Consider the following 18,307-nt stretch of genomic DNA (forward strand, 5'->3'; position numbering starts at 1 on the left):
GTAAATTTTACTGACCCCCATGACCAATAACCAGACAAATCTCGACTAAATTTCAAGCTAACACACTAAAAAGCCACTTGTTTGAAAACATTAAATACACCTCTTAAGCCTTGAATATGCTAGTATCCACCCATATTTATAGCTTGAAAGCGACCGTTTCAGTCTCGTGCTACCGAGTTTCTTTCCAATCTGTATATTCCTTTAAACCGACGAATATACCGTTAAATCAATTTTAAAGAGAAATCACTATGATCGTTGATTTGAACCTAATCCCACAAACGTTTGATATGCTTCACGCAGGCCTAACTGCATCAAGCGTTTTACTACTGCTTATTGCCGTTTCTCGTAAAACCCAAGTGGTTGAGAAAGTCGTAGAAAAGCCAGTAGAAAAGATCGTTGAAGTTGAAAAGCCAGTTGAGAAAATTGTCGAAGTAGAGAAAGTTGTTGAAGTTGAACGTGTAATCGAAAAAATCGTAGAAGTTGAATCTAAGCTGGCAACAGCACCAACAGATTCTGCAATGCAGCTACTGTCTATCATGCAGCAAGAAGCTCGTTTAATTGACTTCCTAAAAGAAGACCTAACGTCATTCTCTGACGAAGAAGTTGGCGCAGCAGCACGTGTAATTCACACTGGCGGTAAAAAAGTGTTAGCTGATTACGTGACGCTTTCTCACATCCGTACTGAAGATGAAGAAACGCGCATCACGGTTGTTGAAGGTTTCAACCCTCAAGAAATTCGCCTAACAGGCAACGTAACGGGCAATGCACCGTTCAATGGCACATTGGTTCACAAAGGTTGGAAAGCAACTGACATGAACCTGCCTAAGCTTGCTGAGAACTACGATGCATCTGTGATTGCACCGGCAGAGGTGGAGCTATAATGGAACACCAAACTCAGCCATCATCACACGAGTCATCTGCACAGACGCATTCACAAGAGCTATCTTCTCAAGAGCAACAGCAAGCGCCTAAGTTCAGTGTCGGTATCGATTTAGGTACTACACACTGCGTTTTGTCTTACATCGACACAAGCAATGAAGATGCTCGTGTAGAGGTGATGCCAATCCCTCAATTGACGGCTCCAGGTACCGTAGAAACTCGCAGCCAACTTGGCTCGTTCCTATACCAGCCGCACGAACATGAAATGAATGCGGGCTCTCGCGTTCTTCCTTGGTCTTCTGAACCTAAAGCGCTAGTCGGTGCGATTGCTCGTAACCTAGGTTCGAAAACCCCTATCCGTTTGGTCGCAAGTGCAAAATCTTGGCTATGCCACGGTGGTGTTAACCGTCGTGATGCGTTCCTTCCAGCAGGCAGCCCTGAAGAAGTTGAAAAGGTATCTCCGCTTAAGACAACTGAGTTGTACCTTGAGCACCTTAAAGATGCTTGGAACCACGCTAACCCAGAACACAAACTGGCAGACCAAGATGTAACGATCACCGTTCCAGCTTCGTTTGATCCTGCGGCTCGAGACCTAACGGCTGAAGCTGCGCGTAATGTTGGTTTTACTCACCTAACGCTTCTTGAAGAGCCACAAGCAGCTCTTTACAGCTGGATTGATAACAGCAACGATACTTGGCGCGATGAAGTGAACGTTGGTGACATCGTTCTTGTTGTCGATATCGGTGGTGGGACGACTGACCTTTCGTTGGTTGAAGTAACACAAGATGAAGGCAACCTAAGTCTGAACCGTATCGCAGTAGGTGAACATATCCTACTTGGCGGCGACAACATGGACTTAGCGCTCGCTTACCGCCTGAAAATGAAGCTGGCTCAAGAAGGCAAAGAACTGGCTCCTTGGCAGGTTCAAGCGATGACTCATGCATGTCGTGATGCGAAAGAAGCATTGCTAAACGATGCAGAACTCCAATCTGTGCCGATCGTTGTTCCAAGCCGTGGCTCTAAGCTACTTGGCGCAACACTGAAAACAGAACTGACTCAGCAAGAAGTACAACAAACATTGGTTGATGGCTTCTTCCCACAAGTCGCTGTAACGGATCACCCAGTACAGAAAACTCGTGGTGCACTGACTCAAATGGGTCTGCCTTACGCTCAAGATGCGGGTATTACTCGTCATATTGCTGCATTCCTTTCTAAGCAAGCCAATGCGCTTTCTGGAAATAGCGAAGCCGCTCAACAAGATTTCAACCCGTTTGCAAACATGCCCGGTATGCCCGGTACAGAAGCGCAAGGGCCAGAAGCGCCAGCAGCAGACTTCATCAAACCAACAGCGGTACTGTTCAATGGTGGTGTTCTAAAATCTAACCTACTTGCTGATCGTCTTTCAGACACGATCAATGAATGGCTAATTAATGCAGACGCAGAATTCGCTAAACAGCTTTCAGGCCTAGACTTAGACCTAGCGGTTGCAAGTGGCGCTTCATACTACGGCGCAGTTCGTCGTGGCCAAGGCGTTCGTATCCGCGGTGGTATCGCTTCTTCTTATTACGTAGGAATTGAAAGCGCGATGCCAGCTATCCCAGGTATGGCTCCTCCAATGGAAGCACTGTGTGTTGCACCGTTTGGCATGGAAGAAGGCTCAAGCGTTCAAGTTCCGAGTCAAGAGTTTGGTCTAGTGATTGGCCAGCCAGTACACTTCCAATTCTTCGGTTCAACAACACGTCGTGAAGACCAAGCAGGTACGCACCTTGATCACTGGGCTCCAGAAGATCTTGATGAGCTTCCTGAAATCCAAGTGACACTGCCTGTTTCTGAAGGTCGTCGCGAAGGTGAAGTGGTTCCGGTGACTTTGGCGTCTCGTGTTACTGAATTAGGCACGTTATACCTAGAAGCGATAGCCACTGACAATGGTCAGAAATGGCACGTTGAGTTCGACGTTCGTGAAGACTCGAATAGCGACTCAAACGAACAAGCATAATGAATCAACGGCACCTTAACGGGTGCCGTTACTTTATCAATGCGATTCCCTAGCCCTGTATTAAAAGCATTCCAAAGACAATAATAAGACCAAGACTATCCATTAACTGGTCATCACTTTGGCAGAATAAGGTTTTGTATGGCATCTCCTCGTTTTTTAGTCGGCATTGACTTAGGCACAACCAACACTGTGGTTGCCTACTGTGAAATCAACGACGACCTACAACATGCTCCCGTTTCTCTTTTCGATATTGACCAACTCATCGGCCCCGGTGAAGTGGTTCGCAAGCCGCTACTTCCATCATTTCGTTATCATCCCGCACAAGGTCAGATCTCCCCTTCCGATCTCACCATGCCTTGGGAACCGAACTTAGTTGAAGGCGATATTCAAAACGTCATCGTTGGTGAGTGGGCTCGCGAACTGGGCGCAAAAGTTGAAGGCCGCCAAGTATCCAGTGCTAAGAGCTGGTTATCTCACCAAGCGGTTGATCGTAACTCCGACATTCTTCCTTGGGCAGGCGCAACTGACGTCGATAAGGTGTCTCCTGTTGTCGCAAGTGCAAGCTACCTGAACCACATCCGTCAAGCATGGAACTACCGTAATCCAAGCAATAAGCTTGAAGACCAAGACGTTGTAGTCACCGTTCCTGCTTCATTCGATGAGACAGCACGTAAGCTGACACTCGAAGCCGCTGCTCTGGCTGGCTTAGGTAAGATTCTATTGCTCGAAGAACCTCAAGCCGTTTGTTATGACTGGTATGCACGCCACCAACAAACCGCTGCAGATGAACTTCAACAGATCCCGCTGATTCTAGTGTGTGATGTTGGTGGCGGTACTACCGATTTAAGTTTGATCGAAGCTAGCTTCAACTCAAGCAATAGCGATGACCAAGAGCTCGCACTCGACCGTATCGGGGTCGGCGAACACTTGATGCTAGGGGGCGATAACCTCGATTTGGCCCTTGCTCACCTTGCAGAGCAACGCTTCAATCAAAACAAAAAGCTGAATGCGTCTAGCCTAACCAAGCTTATTCAGCAGACTCGCGCCGCAAAAGAGAGCCTGCTTTCTGCTGATGCGCCAGACGATGTAAAGATCACCATGCTGGGCAGTGGTTCAAAACTGCTTGGTGGTACCAAGAGTATTGGTTTAACCAAACAAGAAGTTCATCAGATTGCTCTGGAAGGTTTCTTCCCACTTTCTGAATTCACTGAAGTGCCAGACAAACGCCGCAGCGCGGTGGTTGAGTTCGGCCTGCCCTACGCTGCTGACCCTGCTGTAAGTAAGCACGTTGCCGAATTCCTAGCGACCCACCAGCAAGTATCTAAAGCCGCATTGGAAAAGTCAGACTCTGTTGAGTTTGATGATACCAAACCTGCAATTCCTGTTGGTGTGCTACTCAATGGTGGTGTGTTCAACAGTGAACTGGTAACAGAGCGAATTACTCAGTTACTTGGCAATTGGAACGGTGCACCAATCACCGTCTTAGATAACCCTCACCCTGACTGGTCTGTAGCCCTTGGTGCTGTAGCTTTTGGTAAAGCACGCCGTGGTGCACAACTGAAAATCGGTGGCGGTGCCGCTCGTTCTTACTTCTTGCATCTACAAGAGAAGAACAAGATGGGCAAAGCGCTTTGTCTGCTTGCCAAAGGTACTGAAGAAGGCCAAGAGATACGCTTAAACAGCCGTCGTTTCTCGCTGACTTTAGGTGAGCCAGTACGATTTAATCTACTGACTTCAACCCACGATCAAATTGCTCATGACACCGCTATTCAAAATGGTGTGATGGTCAATGTCGACGCTGACTTGTTCTCCCCTCTTCCACCGTATATTTCAACACTGGAAGGTTCAGGTACTGCAGAGCTCCAAGCCAACCAAAAAGAACGTGTCGAAGTATTGCTCGCGTGTCAATTAACAGAAGTCGGCACACTGAAAATGGAGTGTGTGAGTACAGAAGATGACTCTAAACGTTGGTTGCTCGAGTTTGAAGTCAGAAACAAGCAAGGCGATGAGTCTGATACCGCTAAACTTCACCCAAGGCTGGATGAATGTAAGGAATTGATTTCTCGTCTGTACAGCGGCAACAAGAAGAGTGCTGAATCGAAAGAGATCAAAACACTATCGAAAGATCTTGAGAAACGACTCGGTAAGCGTGATGAATGGGACTTCACGACCCTTCGCCATCTGTTTGATACCTTTTCATTAGGTCGTAAACGCCGTCGTCGTTCAGAAGCACACGAGAAGAACTGGCTGCGTTTGGCGGGTTACTCGCTGCGTCCAGGCTTTGGCGATCCGACTGACTCATGGCGTATCGAACAAATTTGGGGCCTTTACCAACAAAACATTCAGTTCCAGAACCACCAAGGTTGGACGGACTGGTGGGTATTCTGGCGTCGTGTTGCGGGTGGCCTGAATCAAGAACAGCAAGAAACCATCTTGGCTGATATCGCGAAGTACCTTCACCCAGGTGCAATGAAGAACCCTAAGACAGCGAAAGATGCGCAAGACAATGGCTATGAGGCCATGGTGAGATTGGCAGCGTCCCTTGAGCAACTCGAGGTGGAAGATAAAGTTCTATTGGCTACATGGTTCTTGAGCAAAGCAATTAACCATAATCAGTTCGAACAGGCTCACTGGTGGGCTCTGGGTCGCTTAGCGTCTCGTACACCTTTATACGGAAGCCAACACAGCGTCATTCCAAGAGAGCAAGCAGAACAGTGGTTACCAAAGCTGCTTGACCAGAATTGGCAGAAAGAGCAGATGATTGCTTTCGCGGCAGTGATGATTTGCCGTAAGACGGGTGACCGTCAGTTCGATATCTCTGATGACTACCGTGCTCAAGTTCTTGATAAATTAAAGCAAAGCAAGGTACCTGATTCATGGCTAACGCTAGTGAGTGAAGTCACTGAACTTTCTGAGAGCGAGTCTAAACGCGTATTTGGTGATGCATTACCAAGCGGGTTAAGCCTGATTAATAACTAGGTTTAAAAACGATTAGCTTTAGTTGTTAATGAGTAAAGAAGCTAACGAGAAAAGAAAAAGCCACTTTCGATTCGTTGAAAGTGGCTTTTTTATTGGTGGCTTAAGGCTGGTATGTTTAGTCGACTTATCGCATCTTGGTTAAGAGCCTTAGCCGTATTGCAGTTCATCATTGTTAATGTTTCGTACCTGTTGGGTTGATAGGAAAATCCGTATTTTCATAAATATCAGATAACTTTTTCGGTTTCTTCTCTTTAGCTCCTTGGTTCAATTGATTATGAGTTTCGCTTAAAAGCCATTCCTCATGCATTTTTGCTGAATCCAAAAACTCTGGATCTTCCATTGCTTCCTTGCGAAGTTTATTTACACGTTCGAGAGTATCCCAAATCATAATACTTCACCTCCACTAAGGCAGTAATATAAAGATAGCTCAACCCCACAAAACTTCAACTAAGCCAATGAGATAGCGATCTCAATTTCGAAATTTAACTGCCTCTATGTCTGTAAAAATAGTCATCCTCAGCTGAGGTAAAATAATCGTTTCCTCCCGGTGATCTTCGAAGATCGTTAGGCATAAAAAAAGCGAGCTCAATGCTCGCTTTTTGTCTGTCTATCTGTTGATCGGATCGTCAACACTCGCTCGATTAAATCACACCGAACTTAAGCACGGTTGCCAATTTTAACGGTACCATTTGTAGCAAACCAAAGTGCTTCTGAACGGCGGCGACCTAGTAGAATCGGGCCATCATCGTAGAACAAAAAGTTTTTCCAATGCTTCTTGAAAACCGACCATTTGGTTTCAAGTACATTGTATTTTTCATAGCAAAAATAAACAGTTACGTCATCTTGCCAATCAATGAAGTTAAGGATTTCTTCTGGCATTTCAGGTTCATCGGCTTCCCAATTTGCCATCCAGCTGATCTCTTCATTCCAGTTCGACGCTTTGCTTGGCCAATCTTGCGAACTTAGTCTTTCTGCATCCGGGCTTTGAGGGCTCACGTTCTCTTTCCAAAACTGAGATGCCCTTGCCTGTGTCATTGGTTTTATCTTTTCCAAATCTTCAGCGGGTAGTGGCATTGACTGGTGAGTGAAAATCCATTTTCTTTGGTATTCTTCCAAAGTTGTATATGACATCAAAATTCCTCAAATATCTTCTCAGGCTTATGGGCTTACCATGCCTATATGTTCTTTCGATACAGCGATGACTTCATTTTATTTATGTTCTCCGCTGTATCTAAATTCAATGTTTGACACTCACACGGAGCGTTTATCTTGCCAGTTTGGGTTTACCAGTGCCGTCAACACGTGATCTTCCCATTTACCGTTAATCTGTAGGTAATCTTTGGCAAAACCTTCTCGAACAAAACCAAGATGCTCTAATACACCCGCACTTCGTTCGTTGTGAGGCATATAGCCCGCCATTAAGCGGTGCATGTTCTGCACATCAAACATGTAGTCTTTAGCCATGCTCAAGCCTCTGCGCATGTAACCGTGGCCCTGTGCACTTTGCGCCAATGAGTAACCGACATTACAAGCGTAGAACGGGAAACGAGACAAATTACTGAACGATATGGTACCTAACATTTCATTTGAATCGGCATTAATCAACAAGCAATAATAGCCTAGCCCCAATTTATGGAGTTCGTTTAACTTAATCAGCCGTTGAGCCCAATCCGCTCTGTCAAAGAACGCATCCTCTCGGGTCGGTTCCCAAGGCTTAAGGTACTCTCTGTTCACCTGAAAGTACTCACTGATCATGCTCGCATCATAGATCTCAGCCGTTCGTAAAATTAGGTTGCCATCACGTTTATCAATACGTTGCTGCGTACTCGAATCTTCCATAATCTTGTTCTTATTCTTTTGTCTCTTTTTCGTTACCGCCTCACTCTTACCGAATTTAGCAGTCTAATATCATCAGCTCTTTCTGATACCGTAATCACGAAGCTTATTCGCAATTGAGGTGTGAGATACATTCAAACGTTTAGCAAGCTTACGGCTTGATGGGAATGACTGATAAAGCTTCTCTAAAATCTGAGATTCATAGTCTTTCATGATCTCGTCAAGCGAGCCGTCTAAGCTTAAATTCGCCATTCCAGCAGTCATAGTGTCAAGCTGTGGCAGGTGGAATTGCTCAACCGTTAACGTATCTGAATCCAACTCTGTTAGTGCACGTAGAACCATGTTGTCTAACTGACGAATATTGCCCGGCCATTGGTAGTTGCCTAATTGATCGATTAGTTCTTGAGTCAACTTTGGTTTCAACATACCTAACTGCTGTGCGTACTTTGCAACGAATAGCTCCAGTAATGGCGCAACATCGTTTGAACGTTCACGCAAAGCAGGAATCGACAAAGTCAGTACGTTCAAGCGGTAGAACAGATCTTCACGAAACGAGCCCGAGTCGGCTAATTCAGAAAGGCGATGGCGCGTCGATGCGATAATACGAACATCCGCGTGCATCTCTTCTTCTTCACCAACACGACGGAATGAACCATCTTGTAGGAAACGCAGCAGTTTGATTTGTAGATGCGGGCTCATTTCGCCGATTTCATCTAAGAATACCGTACCGCCATTCGCTTGTTCAAAGATGCCTTTATGACCTTGCTCATGGTTGAATGAGCCCGGTGCATGTCCAAACAATTCCGTTTCTGCTACGTCATCAGGCATTGATGCACAGCTTAGAATCAAAAATGGAAAAGAAGATCGATTTGAACGGTTATGACACGATTTCGCCAGCATCTCTTTACCCGTACCTGTATCCCCTTCAATAAGCAGAGGTTGATCCAGCATGGCCAGTTTCTTAGCTTGACTGATCAAGGCTTTATGGCGATTAGAGACACCAACAAAGTGTTCAAAACCTAGGTTATTCTGTTCAGGGATGGCGTCTGGCGCGTTCATTTCTTGGTTACAAGAACGAATCGTCATTACTGCACTCGCCAGTACCGCCTCGTTGACATCACCACCTAGATAAATAGGCAGAATTTCAATAGAGAAATCTAGACCATCTAGCACCACGACTTCACGGTGACGCGTTACATCGCCTTCAATCCAACGAGCGAAGTTGAAGCTAGGAACGAACGTCGCTAGTGGCTCACCGATCACTTCTTCTTCTTGTTTGTTGAAAAGGTTCAATGCAGCGTGGTTTGCCATGTCGACTGAGCCTTTAAGGTCAATCGCAATCACAGGATCAGGTAGGTTTGCCAGCAGGGCAATCAGTTCTGTGTTATGCCTTTCGCTTGGCATAAACTGGATTTTACGTACATCCTTCACACCTGAAATTCGGCGAATTTCAGCCATAAGTTCACTAAAAGCATCAAAATTAATATCCGGGCAATTTAGGTAAATAATACCTTTAACATCAATTTCGATTCCTCTTAAATCAATGCTTTTTGAGGCCAAGATATCGAGCAACTCACGCGTTAAGCCGAGTCTGTCTTCACACAATACTTCAAGACGCACAAATAGTCCTATTATAGGTGTCAGGATAAGTTGACAGTAGTGTGAATTAAGCTCTAAGTTCAGTCAAGAAGAAGAGTAAACATATGTTTACTCTTCGCTCGCAAATCACTCAACTTCCTTGTGTATATAGACTTTATAGGAAGGTAATTCGCTTTATTTCCTACATTTCAATTTTAAGCACTTCGCTTTACTTTAAGGTAATGCGCTTTATTTCAGAAAGAACGGCTTTGCGAAGGTCGGAGAGTTTTACTTTTCGCTCATTATGCCAAGGCATAGGACGCAGCAATGTCATGGCTTTTAAGCCCAGTCTCGCAGTGAGGATACCGACACCTAGGCCCTGCCCTGCTCGAGCTGAGACTTTGCCTGCAAGATCCATCGAGACGAGGTCCATACTCGCATCAATCGCGAGTTCACTGGCTCCTGCAGCGGCCATGTTGATTAACACCAGTTTAAATAGCTTTATACGAGACCAGTAGCCAAGCTCAATGCCATACACATCAGCAAGTTTGTCTATCATGGTGAAATTACGCCACGCCACCAGCAACATATCAGCAGCAGCCAATGGACTCACTGCAACCAAAGCCGCCGATTCGGTCGAGAACTTAGTGACGATTTGAGTTGCCACTTTATCTTGCTGAGCAACAACCAACGCATCGTACATATCCAACACTTCTGCATCACTGTGTGCTGGGTTAATGCTGTTTCGCCACTTATCGTACGAAGGTGACTCAGCAATAATACCGCCCTGCTTGGCAATGTTTTCACAGAATGCTTTGCCTTTACCAACACTCTGGCTTTGTAACAGCTCTTCACTCTGCTCTTGTACACTGAAATGATCTTTCAGCGAACGCAGCTTCCACAACTCTTTGCCTATTGCGCCTAAACCTAATGAAGCAATGGCAGCGATGAAACCTGCCCAACCTAAAGCTAGCCAGTCAGCGGTTTGAATAGCTGCAATGACAGAGTCAATCGCCTGCCATCCGACTAGGCCAGAGAAAGCGACAAGTAAGCCCGTTCCAAACCACTTCTTCTTTTTGCTCGGTCGAATCACTTGTTCCAATTGCAGCTCAGCGTCTCCATCAAGGTCGGTTTCCACTTGTGGTGCAACGGGCACAAACTTCTCTTGTTCCGTGAATAACTTTTGAGCACCCAAATCTGGGGTAACTTCATTCTTATCCGGCTCATCGAACGAGGTCTTTAAAGGTTCATCAAAGACCTGTTTCGTTTTTAATTCACTCATTTTGATTACCTCAATTACTTCAACTTGTCGCCAATGAGATAATCTAAAACCTTGTCGACTCTCAGATGCTGACAAGGCTCGTCAGAGTGCTGCTCCATCGGCCTAAAGCTCGTAAAATCAAACTGGTTGGTTTCCCAATACTGTTTGTTTGGCAGTTTACGCGGCACCTCTCCCGGATACATGGTTTGAGGGACATTATCCAAAGTCACACCTTGCAACGCCGGAACATTGTCTGAGCCTGACGAGATATAACCCGCGTTGGTCGCTTGAATAGACGCAATGCTCATGCAACTCATGTCGATGTGTTCAAACGCCGCCTGTTGCCAAGCAGGGTGTACCATTTGCTGTAACAGCGATACCAAGTTCGGATGTTGATCCGGTGTCACATGGTCAGCCTTAGTGGCAGCAAACAAGATCTTGTCAATCTTCGGCGCAAACAAGCGTCTTAGCATATTGCTTCGCCCGTACTTAAAGCTCTTCAATAACTGTTCTAACGCACCACGCATGTCCATGAAAGAGTCATAGCCTGCGTTAAGTGGTTGTAAGCAATCCACCAGCACGATTTGTCTGTCGAACGTGGCAAAGTGATTCTTATAGAACGCCTTTACGACTTTCTGTTGATACTCTTCATAACGCGCTTTTAAAACCGCATAGTTGCTGGTTTTTGAGAACTTACCCTCGGGAGCAGCGCACGGGAAAAATTGCAGCACAGGCGCGCCTTCAAGCTCACCCGGCAATACGAATCGACCCGGTTGTACCCAGTGCAACCCGTTACTTTTACAAGTATGAAGGTACTGGGTGTAGCTATCGGCAATCGCGACCAGTTTCTTTTCGTCCGCTTCTGCTAGCAAATCGATATCACCACGCATGGCGTTCCACTGTTGCGAGTAAGTTTCTCTGTCGCCTTTCAACGCGGCAAACTGAGATTGGCTCCAGGTATCAAAGTCCATATCCAGTAACGGCAAATCAAGCAACCATTCACCTGGATAATCGACAATATCGAGATAAAGGGTGCTGTTTTTACTCAGCAGCTTTTTCGCGCCCTTCGCAGGCTTATATTTGATTGCTAGACGAATTTCACTGACATCACGCGTTGGCACTGGCCATTCTGGGGGCTGTGCATTCAACGACTCCATCGCTTCATCATAAGAGAAGCGTGGGATCATCATGTTTTGTTGCGGGATGCGCTTTGCGCCAATAATTCTGCCATCTCTCGCCGATGCAAGTAGAGGCAGATTTTTGTGGGTAGACGTATGAAGAAGCTGATTAACCAGCGAAGTAATGAATGCTGTCTTACCCGCACGAGAAAGCCCCGTGACCGCTACTCGAATGTGAGAATCCGTTCCTCTGCTTATAAAGTCACTCATTTCTTGAGTTAGGTGTTTCATTTGAACGACTCCGTGATAATTAGGCCAGTCGGTTATGATAATAGATAGGCTAGCCTATGTTCTTTCCCTATTAGGGTTGTTTGTATGCTTTTGCTTTTTCTTTTGCTTGTTCTTTTACTAATAGTGGTGAGTATGCAATACCCATTCTTAATGCTAGATGAATAAAAGCCCCTGACTACATTCATAATCAGGGGCTTTAGAATTTGTCTGCGATATCTGACTCTTAATCGTCTTCAATCAACTTGTAGATAACAAACAGTGCAATCTCTGCGATTAGCCAAAGTGCACAAGTAATCGTCACGTATTTATTATCAAAGATACTGATCCCTTTCAAGATCAGGTCGTAACCAACAAAAGCACCAATCACCACTGCCAAGATAATCTGTAGGATCTGAATAAAACGAGGCATTCCTCTCTCCTATGTTCTTATATCAAACTATGTGTTTATCACTATATCATTGATAATAAGACAAAAGTGCAAATAATGCTGCACTTTTGTCTTCAACTTTCTGTCAAGATTTGCAATTCAAACGCTGAAGTTAGCGACAATTACAATTTTTTGGCGTCGGTTAATTATGCTTTTCAGCTTCAGCAATTTTCACTTTCCACGTGTCAGGGCCGATCTGGTGCGCGTTCACGCCATTAGAGTCAACCGCAACCGTTACCGGCATATCTTCAACTTCAAACTCGTAGATCGCTTCCATACCGAGATCTTCAAACGCAACCACACGTGCTTTTTTAATGGCTTTCGCGACTAAATAAGCCGCACCACCAACCGCCATTAGGTAAACTGACTTATGTTGTTTGATTGATTCAACGGTCGCAGGGCCACGTTCTGCTTTACCAATCATGCCCATAATGCCAGTTTCTTCTAGCATCATGTCGGTGAACTTATCCATACGAGTAGACGTTGTCGGGCCAGCAGGACCTACCGCTTCATCACCCACAGCATCAACAGGGCCAACGTAGTAAATGAACTTACCTTTCAGGTCGACGCCTTCTGGTAAACCTTCACCACTTTCAAGCATGCCTTGAATACGCTTATGCGCTGCATCACGACCCGTTAAGATCTTTCCTGATAGAAGAACCGTTTCGCCGGTCTTCCAATCTTGAACGTCTTCTTTAGTAATTTCATCAAGGTTAACACGGCGTGTATTTGCGCCTGCTTCCCAAGTTATATCTGGCCACTCTTCTAACTTAGGTGGTGTTAGCTCTGCAGGGCCGCTGCCGTCTAGAGTGAAGTGTACGTGACGCGTTGCCGCACAGTTCGGGATCAAGCAAACAGGCTTAGAGGCTGCGTGCGTTGGTGCTGTTTTGATTTTCACGTCAACCACAGTCGTTAGACCGCCAAGACCTTGTGCGCCAATGCCCAGTTTGTTTACACGGTTGAATATATCTAAACGAAGCTCTTCTTCTGCGTTCTCTGGGCCTTTGTCGATAAGCTCTTGGATATCGATGTGTTCCATCAGAGATTCTTTAGCGAGTACCGCGGCTTTCTCAGCCGTACCACCAATGCCTATGCCTAGCATGCCCGGTGGACACCAGCCCGCACCCATTGTTGGTAGCGTCTTCTCTACCCATTCTGCAATATCATCAGAAGGGTTCAGCATAACCATCTTGGTTTTGTTCTCAGAACCGCCGCCTTTTGCTGCGATTTGAATTTCAACTTTGTTGCCAGGAACCATATTAATGTGAACAACCGCTGGTGTGTTGTCTTTGGTATTAATACGCTTACCTGCAGGATCCATTAGGACAGATGCACGCAATGGGTTATCTGGATTGTTGTAAGCTTGACGAACGCCTTCATCAACCATCTGTTGTACTGTTTGATCCGTTTCCCACCTAACATCCATACCGATGTTCACGAAACAAGTAACAATACCCGTATCCTGACAAATTGGACGATGGCCTTCCGCAGACATGCGTGAGTTGATAAGAATCTGAGCAATAGCATCTTTAGCTGCTTGGCTCTCTTCTTTCTCGTACGCTTTTTCTAGGGCTTGGACAAAGTCTAAAGGGTGATAATAAGAAATGTACTGAAGTGCGTCAGCGACACTGCTGATCACATCTTGCTTACGAATAACCGTCATTGCATGCCTCTTTATTGTTCTGGTTCCATGTGGGGTCTTGGTTTGACTGTTTTTGTCTAACCGGATTAGTTGGCTTAGCTTTTTATTATGTTGAGCTGTATTTAGTTGCTTTAGCAATCGCTTGCATAGCTGTAAACTAAACCATGTAGTTTGCACCGTTCTAATCAAGAACCCATTTTATTTTCAATTTATGATACTCTTGCTTCCTCTCACACGCCATGCAGTGATCGAACTCTTTGTCACAAATTAAACAAATGAATAACAACGAATTTCGCTCTATCCAAATCAAGCCGCTTGAATATCAATCAACTTTAGCTAAACAGCTGTTTTCTCATATTGAAAGCGTGCCGTGGGCAATGCTATTACGCTCTGCCTCAGAAAGCCACGTCGATAGTCGATACGACATTTTAGTTGCTCAACCCATCGCCACCTTCGAGACAATCGGTGCAAAAACGACCGTCAATGTTAATGAGACGTGCGAGGTTTCAGAGTCAGACCCTTTCGAACTACTCGACCAATATCAGCAGCAATTACTACCCGCAATCAGTGAGCACCCTGAACTGCCTTTCGTTGGTGGTGCTTTAGGGTATTTTAGTTACGATTTAGGGCGACGAGTAGAAGCTCTTCCCTCTCTTGCTAAGCGTGATATTTCTGCACCAGACATGGCGGTTGGATTATATGAATGGGCTGTGATTGTTGATCATAAGCTTAAAGCTGCGTTCCTTGTTGGGCAAAACATTGATACCCATTGGGATTGGTTAACTCAACAACAATCGCCAAGCCAACAAGCAGAACAAGCAGAACGAACTCATCAGAAGTTTGGATTAACCACCCCATGGCAATCCAATATGACTGAACAAAGTTATGCCAATAAATTCGATAGCGTTCAAGAGTACTTGTTGTCGGGTGACTGTTATCAGATAAACCTTGCTCAGCGCTTCAATGCCCAATACCAAGGCAGTGAATGGCTCGCTTATGAAAAGTTAGAGAAGTACAACTCAGCTCCATTCTCTGGTTTTATCCGTTTAGCAGGCTGCACCATTCTCAGTGTCTCACCTGAGCGTTTTTTAGAGCTCAATAGTGGCACCATTGAAACCAAGCCAATCAAAGGGACACGTCCTCGTTCTGAAAATTCCATGATTGATGACGCTAATGCTCAAGACCTGTTGAATGCTGAGAAAGATCAGGCAGAAAACCTGATGATCGTCGACCTGCTTCGTAATGATATTGGCCGAGTCGCAAAGCCGGGATCGGTTCATGTACCAAAGCTATTCGATATAGAGAGTTTCCCTGCTGTGCACCACTTGGTGAGCACGATAAGGGCAGAGCTTGATGTCCATCATTCAGCACATGACCTATTAAGGGCTTGCTTTCCCGGGGGGTCGATTACCGGCGCTCCAAAAGTTCGCGCGATGCAGATCATTGAGGAGCTAGAGCCTCATCGTCGCTCGGCGTATTGCGGTAGCATTGGTTATATCAGCCGTAATGGCAGAATGGACACCAGCATTACGATTCGTACGTTAGTGGCAGAAAACAATACGCTTTATGCTTGGGCTGGAGGAGGTGTAGTATTTGATAGTGATTGTGCTTCTGAGTACCAAGAGACTCTTGATAAGCTGAGTAGAATATTGCCTGTTCTGGCTGATAGATAAATTTAATCTAGATTTATTAAAACGGGTTATTAAAACGGGTTATTAAAAACAGCTAAAAAGCCAATCTGGAAAGTACTTTAATATTAAAAAAGCTAAGTGGGCAATCACCTACTTAGCTTTTCAATAACACTAGCCTAGAAGGTGTATGTTGTAGCCAAATAGAATGAGCCTAGTGTGTGAACGTTAGATAACTCTTTGTTCTTTTCATCTTTCACTTTGATATCAGCTGCTTCCCAATCAATACCTGCACGTAATGCTAGAGCTGGTGCAGCAGGAATTGCATACTCTACGCCCACCCCCATTTTTATACCAGATACGGTTGATGACTTAGTCGCAAAGTATTTATTATTACCACTGTTTTCAATTTCTGAATTTAAAAAGCTATAACCTAAAAGTGCATAAGGTCGAAGACCAATATCGAACGTATAACCAACATTCGCAGCAACGCTAATTGAACTAAAATCTGTTGTGAATGCTTTTGAACTGCCTACTTTTGTTGTAGACGTTCCATATTTAGTATATTGGCCTTCGATACCAATAATACGGTTGATCTGATAACCGGCAATGAGTTTATAAGAAGGTGATTCAGTTTCAGTTGTTGTGGTTTTGCGAGTTATGGCCTTACCAAAACCACCATCATCAAGTTCAGTTGAACCAGCTCCTACTCCGATATAGAAACCATTTGGGTCTTTTTGTGCAGCCACTGCAGATAAAGGTGCAATTAGAGCAAGCGTCACTATCATTTTTTTCATATCGAATCCATTTTTATAGTTTTTCAAACCTCCTTAATATAATTAATAAAAGCGACCAATAAAGTAAGTGAACGTATAGCATTGTCAGCTCACTTGTTACATTGACAATATACTCAAGACATTAGAGACAAATCAATAACGTTGCATATTCACTCACTACAAAGGCAATGATATTTATTAGCCCCACTTATTCAGCATTATCACTAAGTCGTTAGCGGTATAGGGTTTACTCAATATATCGTCCATACCAGATTCAATACACAACTCTCGCTCTTCTTTTGTCGTACCAGCGGTTAATGCAATAATTGGTTGGCTATATCCTGAACTTCGCAGTTTCTTCGTCGCTTCAAAACCATCCATGACTGGCATCCGGCAATCCATAAACACAATGTCATACTCATTATTCGACGCTAATTCCAAACCTTCTATACCATTACCGGCAATCGCTGGCTCTATTTCGTATTTGCGTAGCATTTGTTGGATGATGATCTGGTTCATCTTAATATCATCAACCACCAGCACTTTAAGCAATGTCAATTCAACCTCAGACTCAAAACCTTTGGCGACACTATCGCGCTCAGCCAGTGTATCGACAACTTGAAGAGGGAGTGAAATTGTAAATGTCGTACCCGAACCAACAATACTGCTTACCTTAATGTCTCCCCTCATTAACGCAGCTAGCTTGCGACAAATCGCTAAACCAAGCCCTGTCCCTTCGTAATTTCGGCTACTTGAGTTATCGGCCTGTGTAAAAGGTTCAAACAGTGTCTTAATAGCAGATTGAGCAATACCAACGCCACTATCCTCAACAGAAAAAATAAATTGGTCGTTAAGCCATTTTATCTCTACGCTCACATGGCCTTGATCGGTGAATTTAATTGCATTGCCGATTAAGTTCACGAACAATTGAGTAATACGCTCTAAGTCACCGTAGAAGTGACTGGGTACCCCATCGGTTACATTGACATCAAACTGGATCTGCTTTTCAATCGCTCGATTGGTAAAAATACTATCAATGGTATTTTTCAAATCTTGGAGTGCAAATGTTTTGGGAATTAATTCCAGCATACCCGCATTGATTTTACTGTAATCAAGAAGGTCATTAATGATGGTTCTAAGAAACTCACCGGATTGGCTCAAGTTATTCACGATCTCACGTTGAGAACTGCTCAGTTCGGTGTCGCTTATCAACTCCGCACTACCAAGAAGACCATTGAGTGGGGTTCTCAATTCATGGTTAATCATGGCGACAAAGTCACGCGTTGCCCTTTCGGACTCTTCCGCTCGTTTACGTGATTCAATATTTCGGTTAATCGCAAGTTGATGAGTTAACGCACTGCAGATAAGGTCCGTCACTAACAACAGTTGGCTTTGGATGAATTCGTAGTCTTGATCTAACAACCTGACCTGAACGATTAACGCGCCCACAATCACTTTTTCGACCTCTAATGGCACGGTAAGCAAGCAACCTTGCCAATGAGGTTCTTGAATGTCTTTCTCTATTACCTCGACTGTTTCATCACCATAGTCATGGGTTTGTAACTGAGGGATTAGATTGGGGGGTAACACCAAGCGACTGGCTTCAATTAGATAACTGTTAGTTACACTCGCCGTCAATTGGGACAACATCACGTCATCGAGATCACTCCTCAGAAACGCGCGTCCGAAATCAATCAACAGGTTGTCGATTTGTTCTTGGAATTCGATCCGTCGAATATTCGCATTTGAACGCTTTTCTAATTGGCGCAACGCAAGTTCAAGCTGTTGATTGGCCTCAAACAGTTCGAGACTCTTTTGCTCCAACAAGGCTTCAGCCGCTTTCCGTGCTGCTATTTGACGTTTCAGTTTTTTCTCTTGGGCAGATGCCAGATCCAT

14 protein-coding genes are annotated in these 18,307 nt (G+C 44.8%); 4 read left to right on the forward strand and 10 right to left on the reverse strand.

The annotated features are described in order from the left end of the window. The first annotated feature begins 248 nt into the window (after positions 1–248). The 3 genes from AB4180_RS11650 to AB4180_RS11660 all read left to right on the forward strand — a co-directional run bounded on the left by AB4180_RS11650 (position 249) and on the right by AB4180_RS11660 (position 5,854). Entirely contained in the window at positions 249–881 is a 633-nt protein-coding gene (locus AB4180_RS11650) for a DUF2760 domain-containing protein (protein ID WP_009847020.1), read from the forward strand. Then, positions 881–2,875: an Hsp70 family protein gene (locus tag AB4180_RS11655; protein WP_102249798.1), complete on the forward strand. Its 1,995-nt coding sequence runs from the start codon at positions 881–883 to the stop codon at positions 2,873–2,875. Before AB4180_RS11650 ends, AB4180_RS11655 begins: the two co-directional genes overlap by 1 nt. A gap of 138 nt (positions 2,876–3,013) precedes the next feature. Then, positions 3,014–5,854: an Hsp70 family protein gene (locus AB4180_RS11660; protein ID WP_102249797.1), complete on the forward strand. Its 2,841-nt coding sequence runs from the start codon at positions 3,014–3,016 to the stop codon at positions 5,852–5,854. 172 nt (positions 5,855–6,026) lie between these two features. Here the strand turns inward: AB4180_RS11660 and AB4180_RS11665 are convergent, their stop codons facing one another. From AB4180_RS11665 to AB4180_RS11700, 8 genes are all read right to left on the reverse strand, one after another. Further along, on the reverse strand, positions 6,027–6,242 hold the full coding sequence (locus AB4180_RS11665) for a hypothetical protein (RefSeq protein WP_009847023.1): 216 nt from the start codon (positions 6,240–6,242) through the stop codon (positions 6,027–6,029). Between the two features lie 269 nt (positions 6,243–6,511). Continuing rightward, positions 6,512–6,985, reverse strand: coding sequence for a DUF2947 domain-containing protein (locus AB4180_RS11670; RefSeq protein WP_029223788.1), 474 nt, complete (start codon positions 6,983–6,985; stop codon positions 6,512–6,514). 120 nt (positions 6,986–7,105) lie between these two features. Further along, on the reverse strand, positions 7,106–7,693 hold the full coding sequence (rimJ, locus tag AB4180_RS11675) for a ribosomal protein S5-alanine N-acetyltransferase (RefSeq protein ID WP_009847025.1): 588 nt from the start codon (positions 7,691–7,693) through the stop codon (positions 7,106–7,108). A 72-nt stretch (positions 7,694–7,765) separates the two neighbouring features. Next, positions 7,766–9,310 (reverse strand): transcriptional regulator TyrR, encoded by a 1,545-nt coding sequence (gene tyrR, locus AB4180_RS11680; RefSeq protein ID WP_102249796.1) that lies wholly within the window; start codon positions 9,308–9,310, stop codon positions 7,766–7,768. A 187-nt stretch (positions 9,311–9,497) separates the two neighbouring features. Further along, positions 9,498–10,550 carry a YcjF family protein gene (locus tag AB4180_RS11685; RefSeq protein ID WP_102249795.1) on the reverse strand — a complete coding sequence of 351 codons (1,053 nt, stop codon included), beginning with the start codon at positions 10,548–10,550 and terminating at the stop codon, positions 9,498–9,500. Positions 10,551–10,564: 14 nt separating this feature from the next. Beyond that, entirely contained in the window at positions 10,565–11,938 is a 1,374-nt protein-coding gene (locus AB4180_RS11690) for a YcjX family protein (protein WP_102249794.1), read from the reverse strand. Positions 11,939–12,161: 223 nt separating this feature from the next. Next, complete coding sequence (locus AB4180_RS11695; protein WP_004734731.1) at positions 12,162–12,347, reverse strand: hypothetical protein; 186 nt, start codon at positions 12,345–12,347, stop codon at positions 12,162–12,164. Positions 12,348–12,507: 160 nt separating this feature from the next. After that, entirely contained in the window at positions 12,508–14,028 is a 1,521-nt protein-coding gene (locus tag AB4180_RS11700; RefSeq protein ID WP_102249793.1) for a fumarate hydratase, read from the reverse strand. Positions 14,029–14,282: 254 nt separating this feature from the next. Between AB4180_RS11700 and pabB the strand changes: the two genes are divergently transcribed. Next, positions 14,283–15,680, forward strand: a complete 1,398-nt coding sequence (gene pabB, locus AB4180_RS11705) for an aminodeoxychorismate synthase component I (protein ID WP_102249792.1) — start codon at positions 14,283–14,285, stop codon at positions 15,678–15,680. 134 nt (positions 15,681–15,814) lie between these two features. Here pabB and AB4180_RS11710 read toward each other — a convergent pair whose 3' ends face one another. Then, a complete protein-coding gene (locus AB4180_RS11710) occupies positions 15,815–16,432 on the reverse strand; it encodes a porin family protein (protein WP_009847031.1) in 618 nt (205 codons plus the stop codon). A gap of 177 nt (positions 16,433–16,609) precedes the next feature. Beyond that, positions 16,610–18,307: an ATP-binding protein gene (locus tag AB4180_RS11715; RefSeq protein ID WP_102249791.1), complete on the reverse strand. Its 1,698-nt coding sequence runs from the start codon at positions 18,305–18,307 to the stop codon at positions 16,610–16,612.

It is taken from the genome of Vibrio sp. 10N.286.49.C3, assembly GCF_041469545.1.
GTDB classification, from domain to species: domain Bacteria; phylum Pseudomonadota; class Gammaproteobacteria; order Enterobacterales; family Vibrionaceae; genus Vibrio; species Vibrio tasmaniensis_A.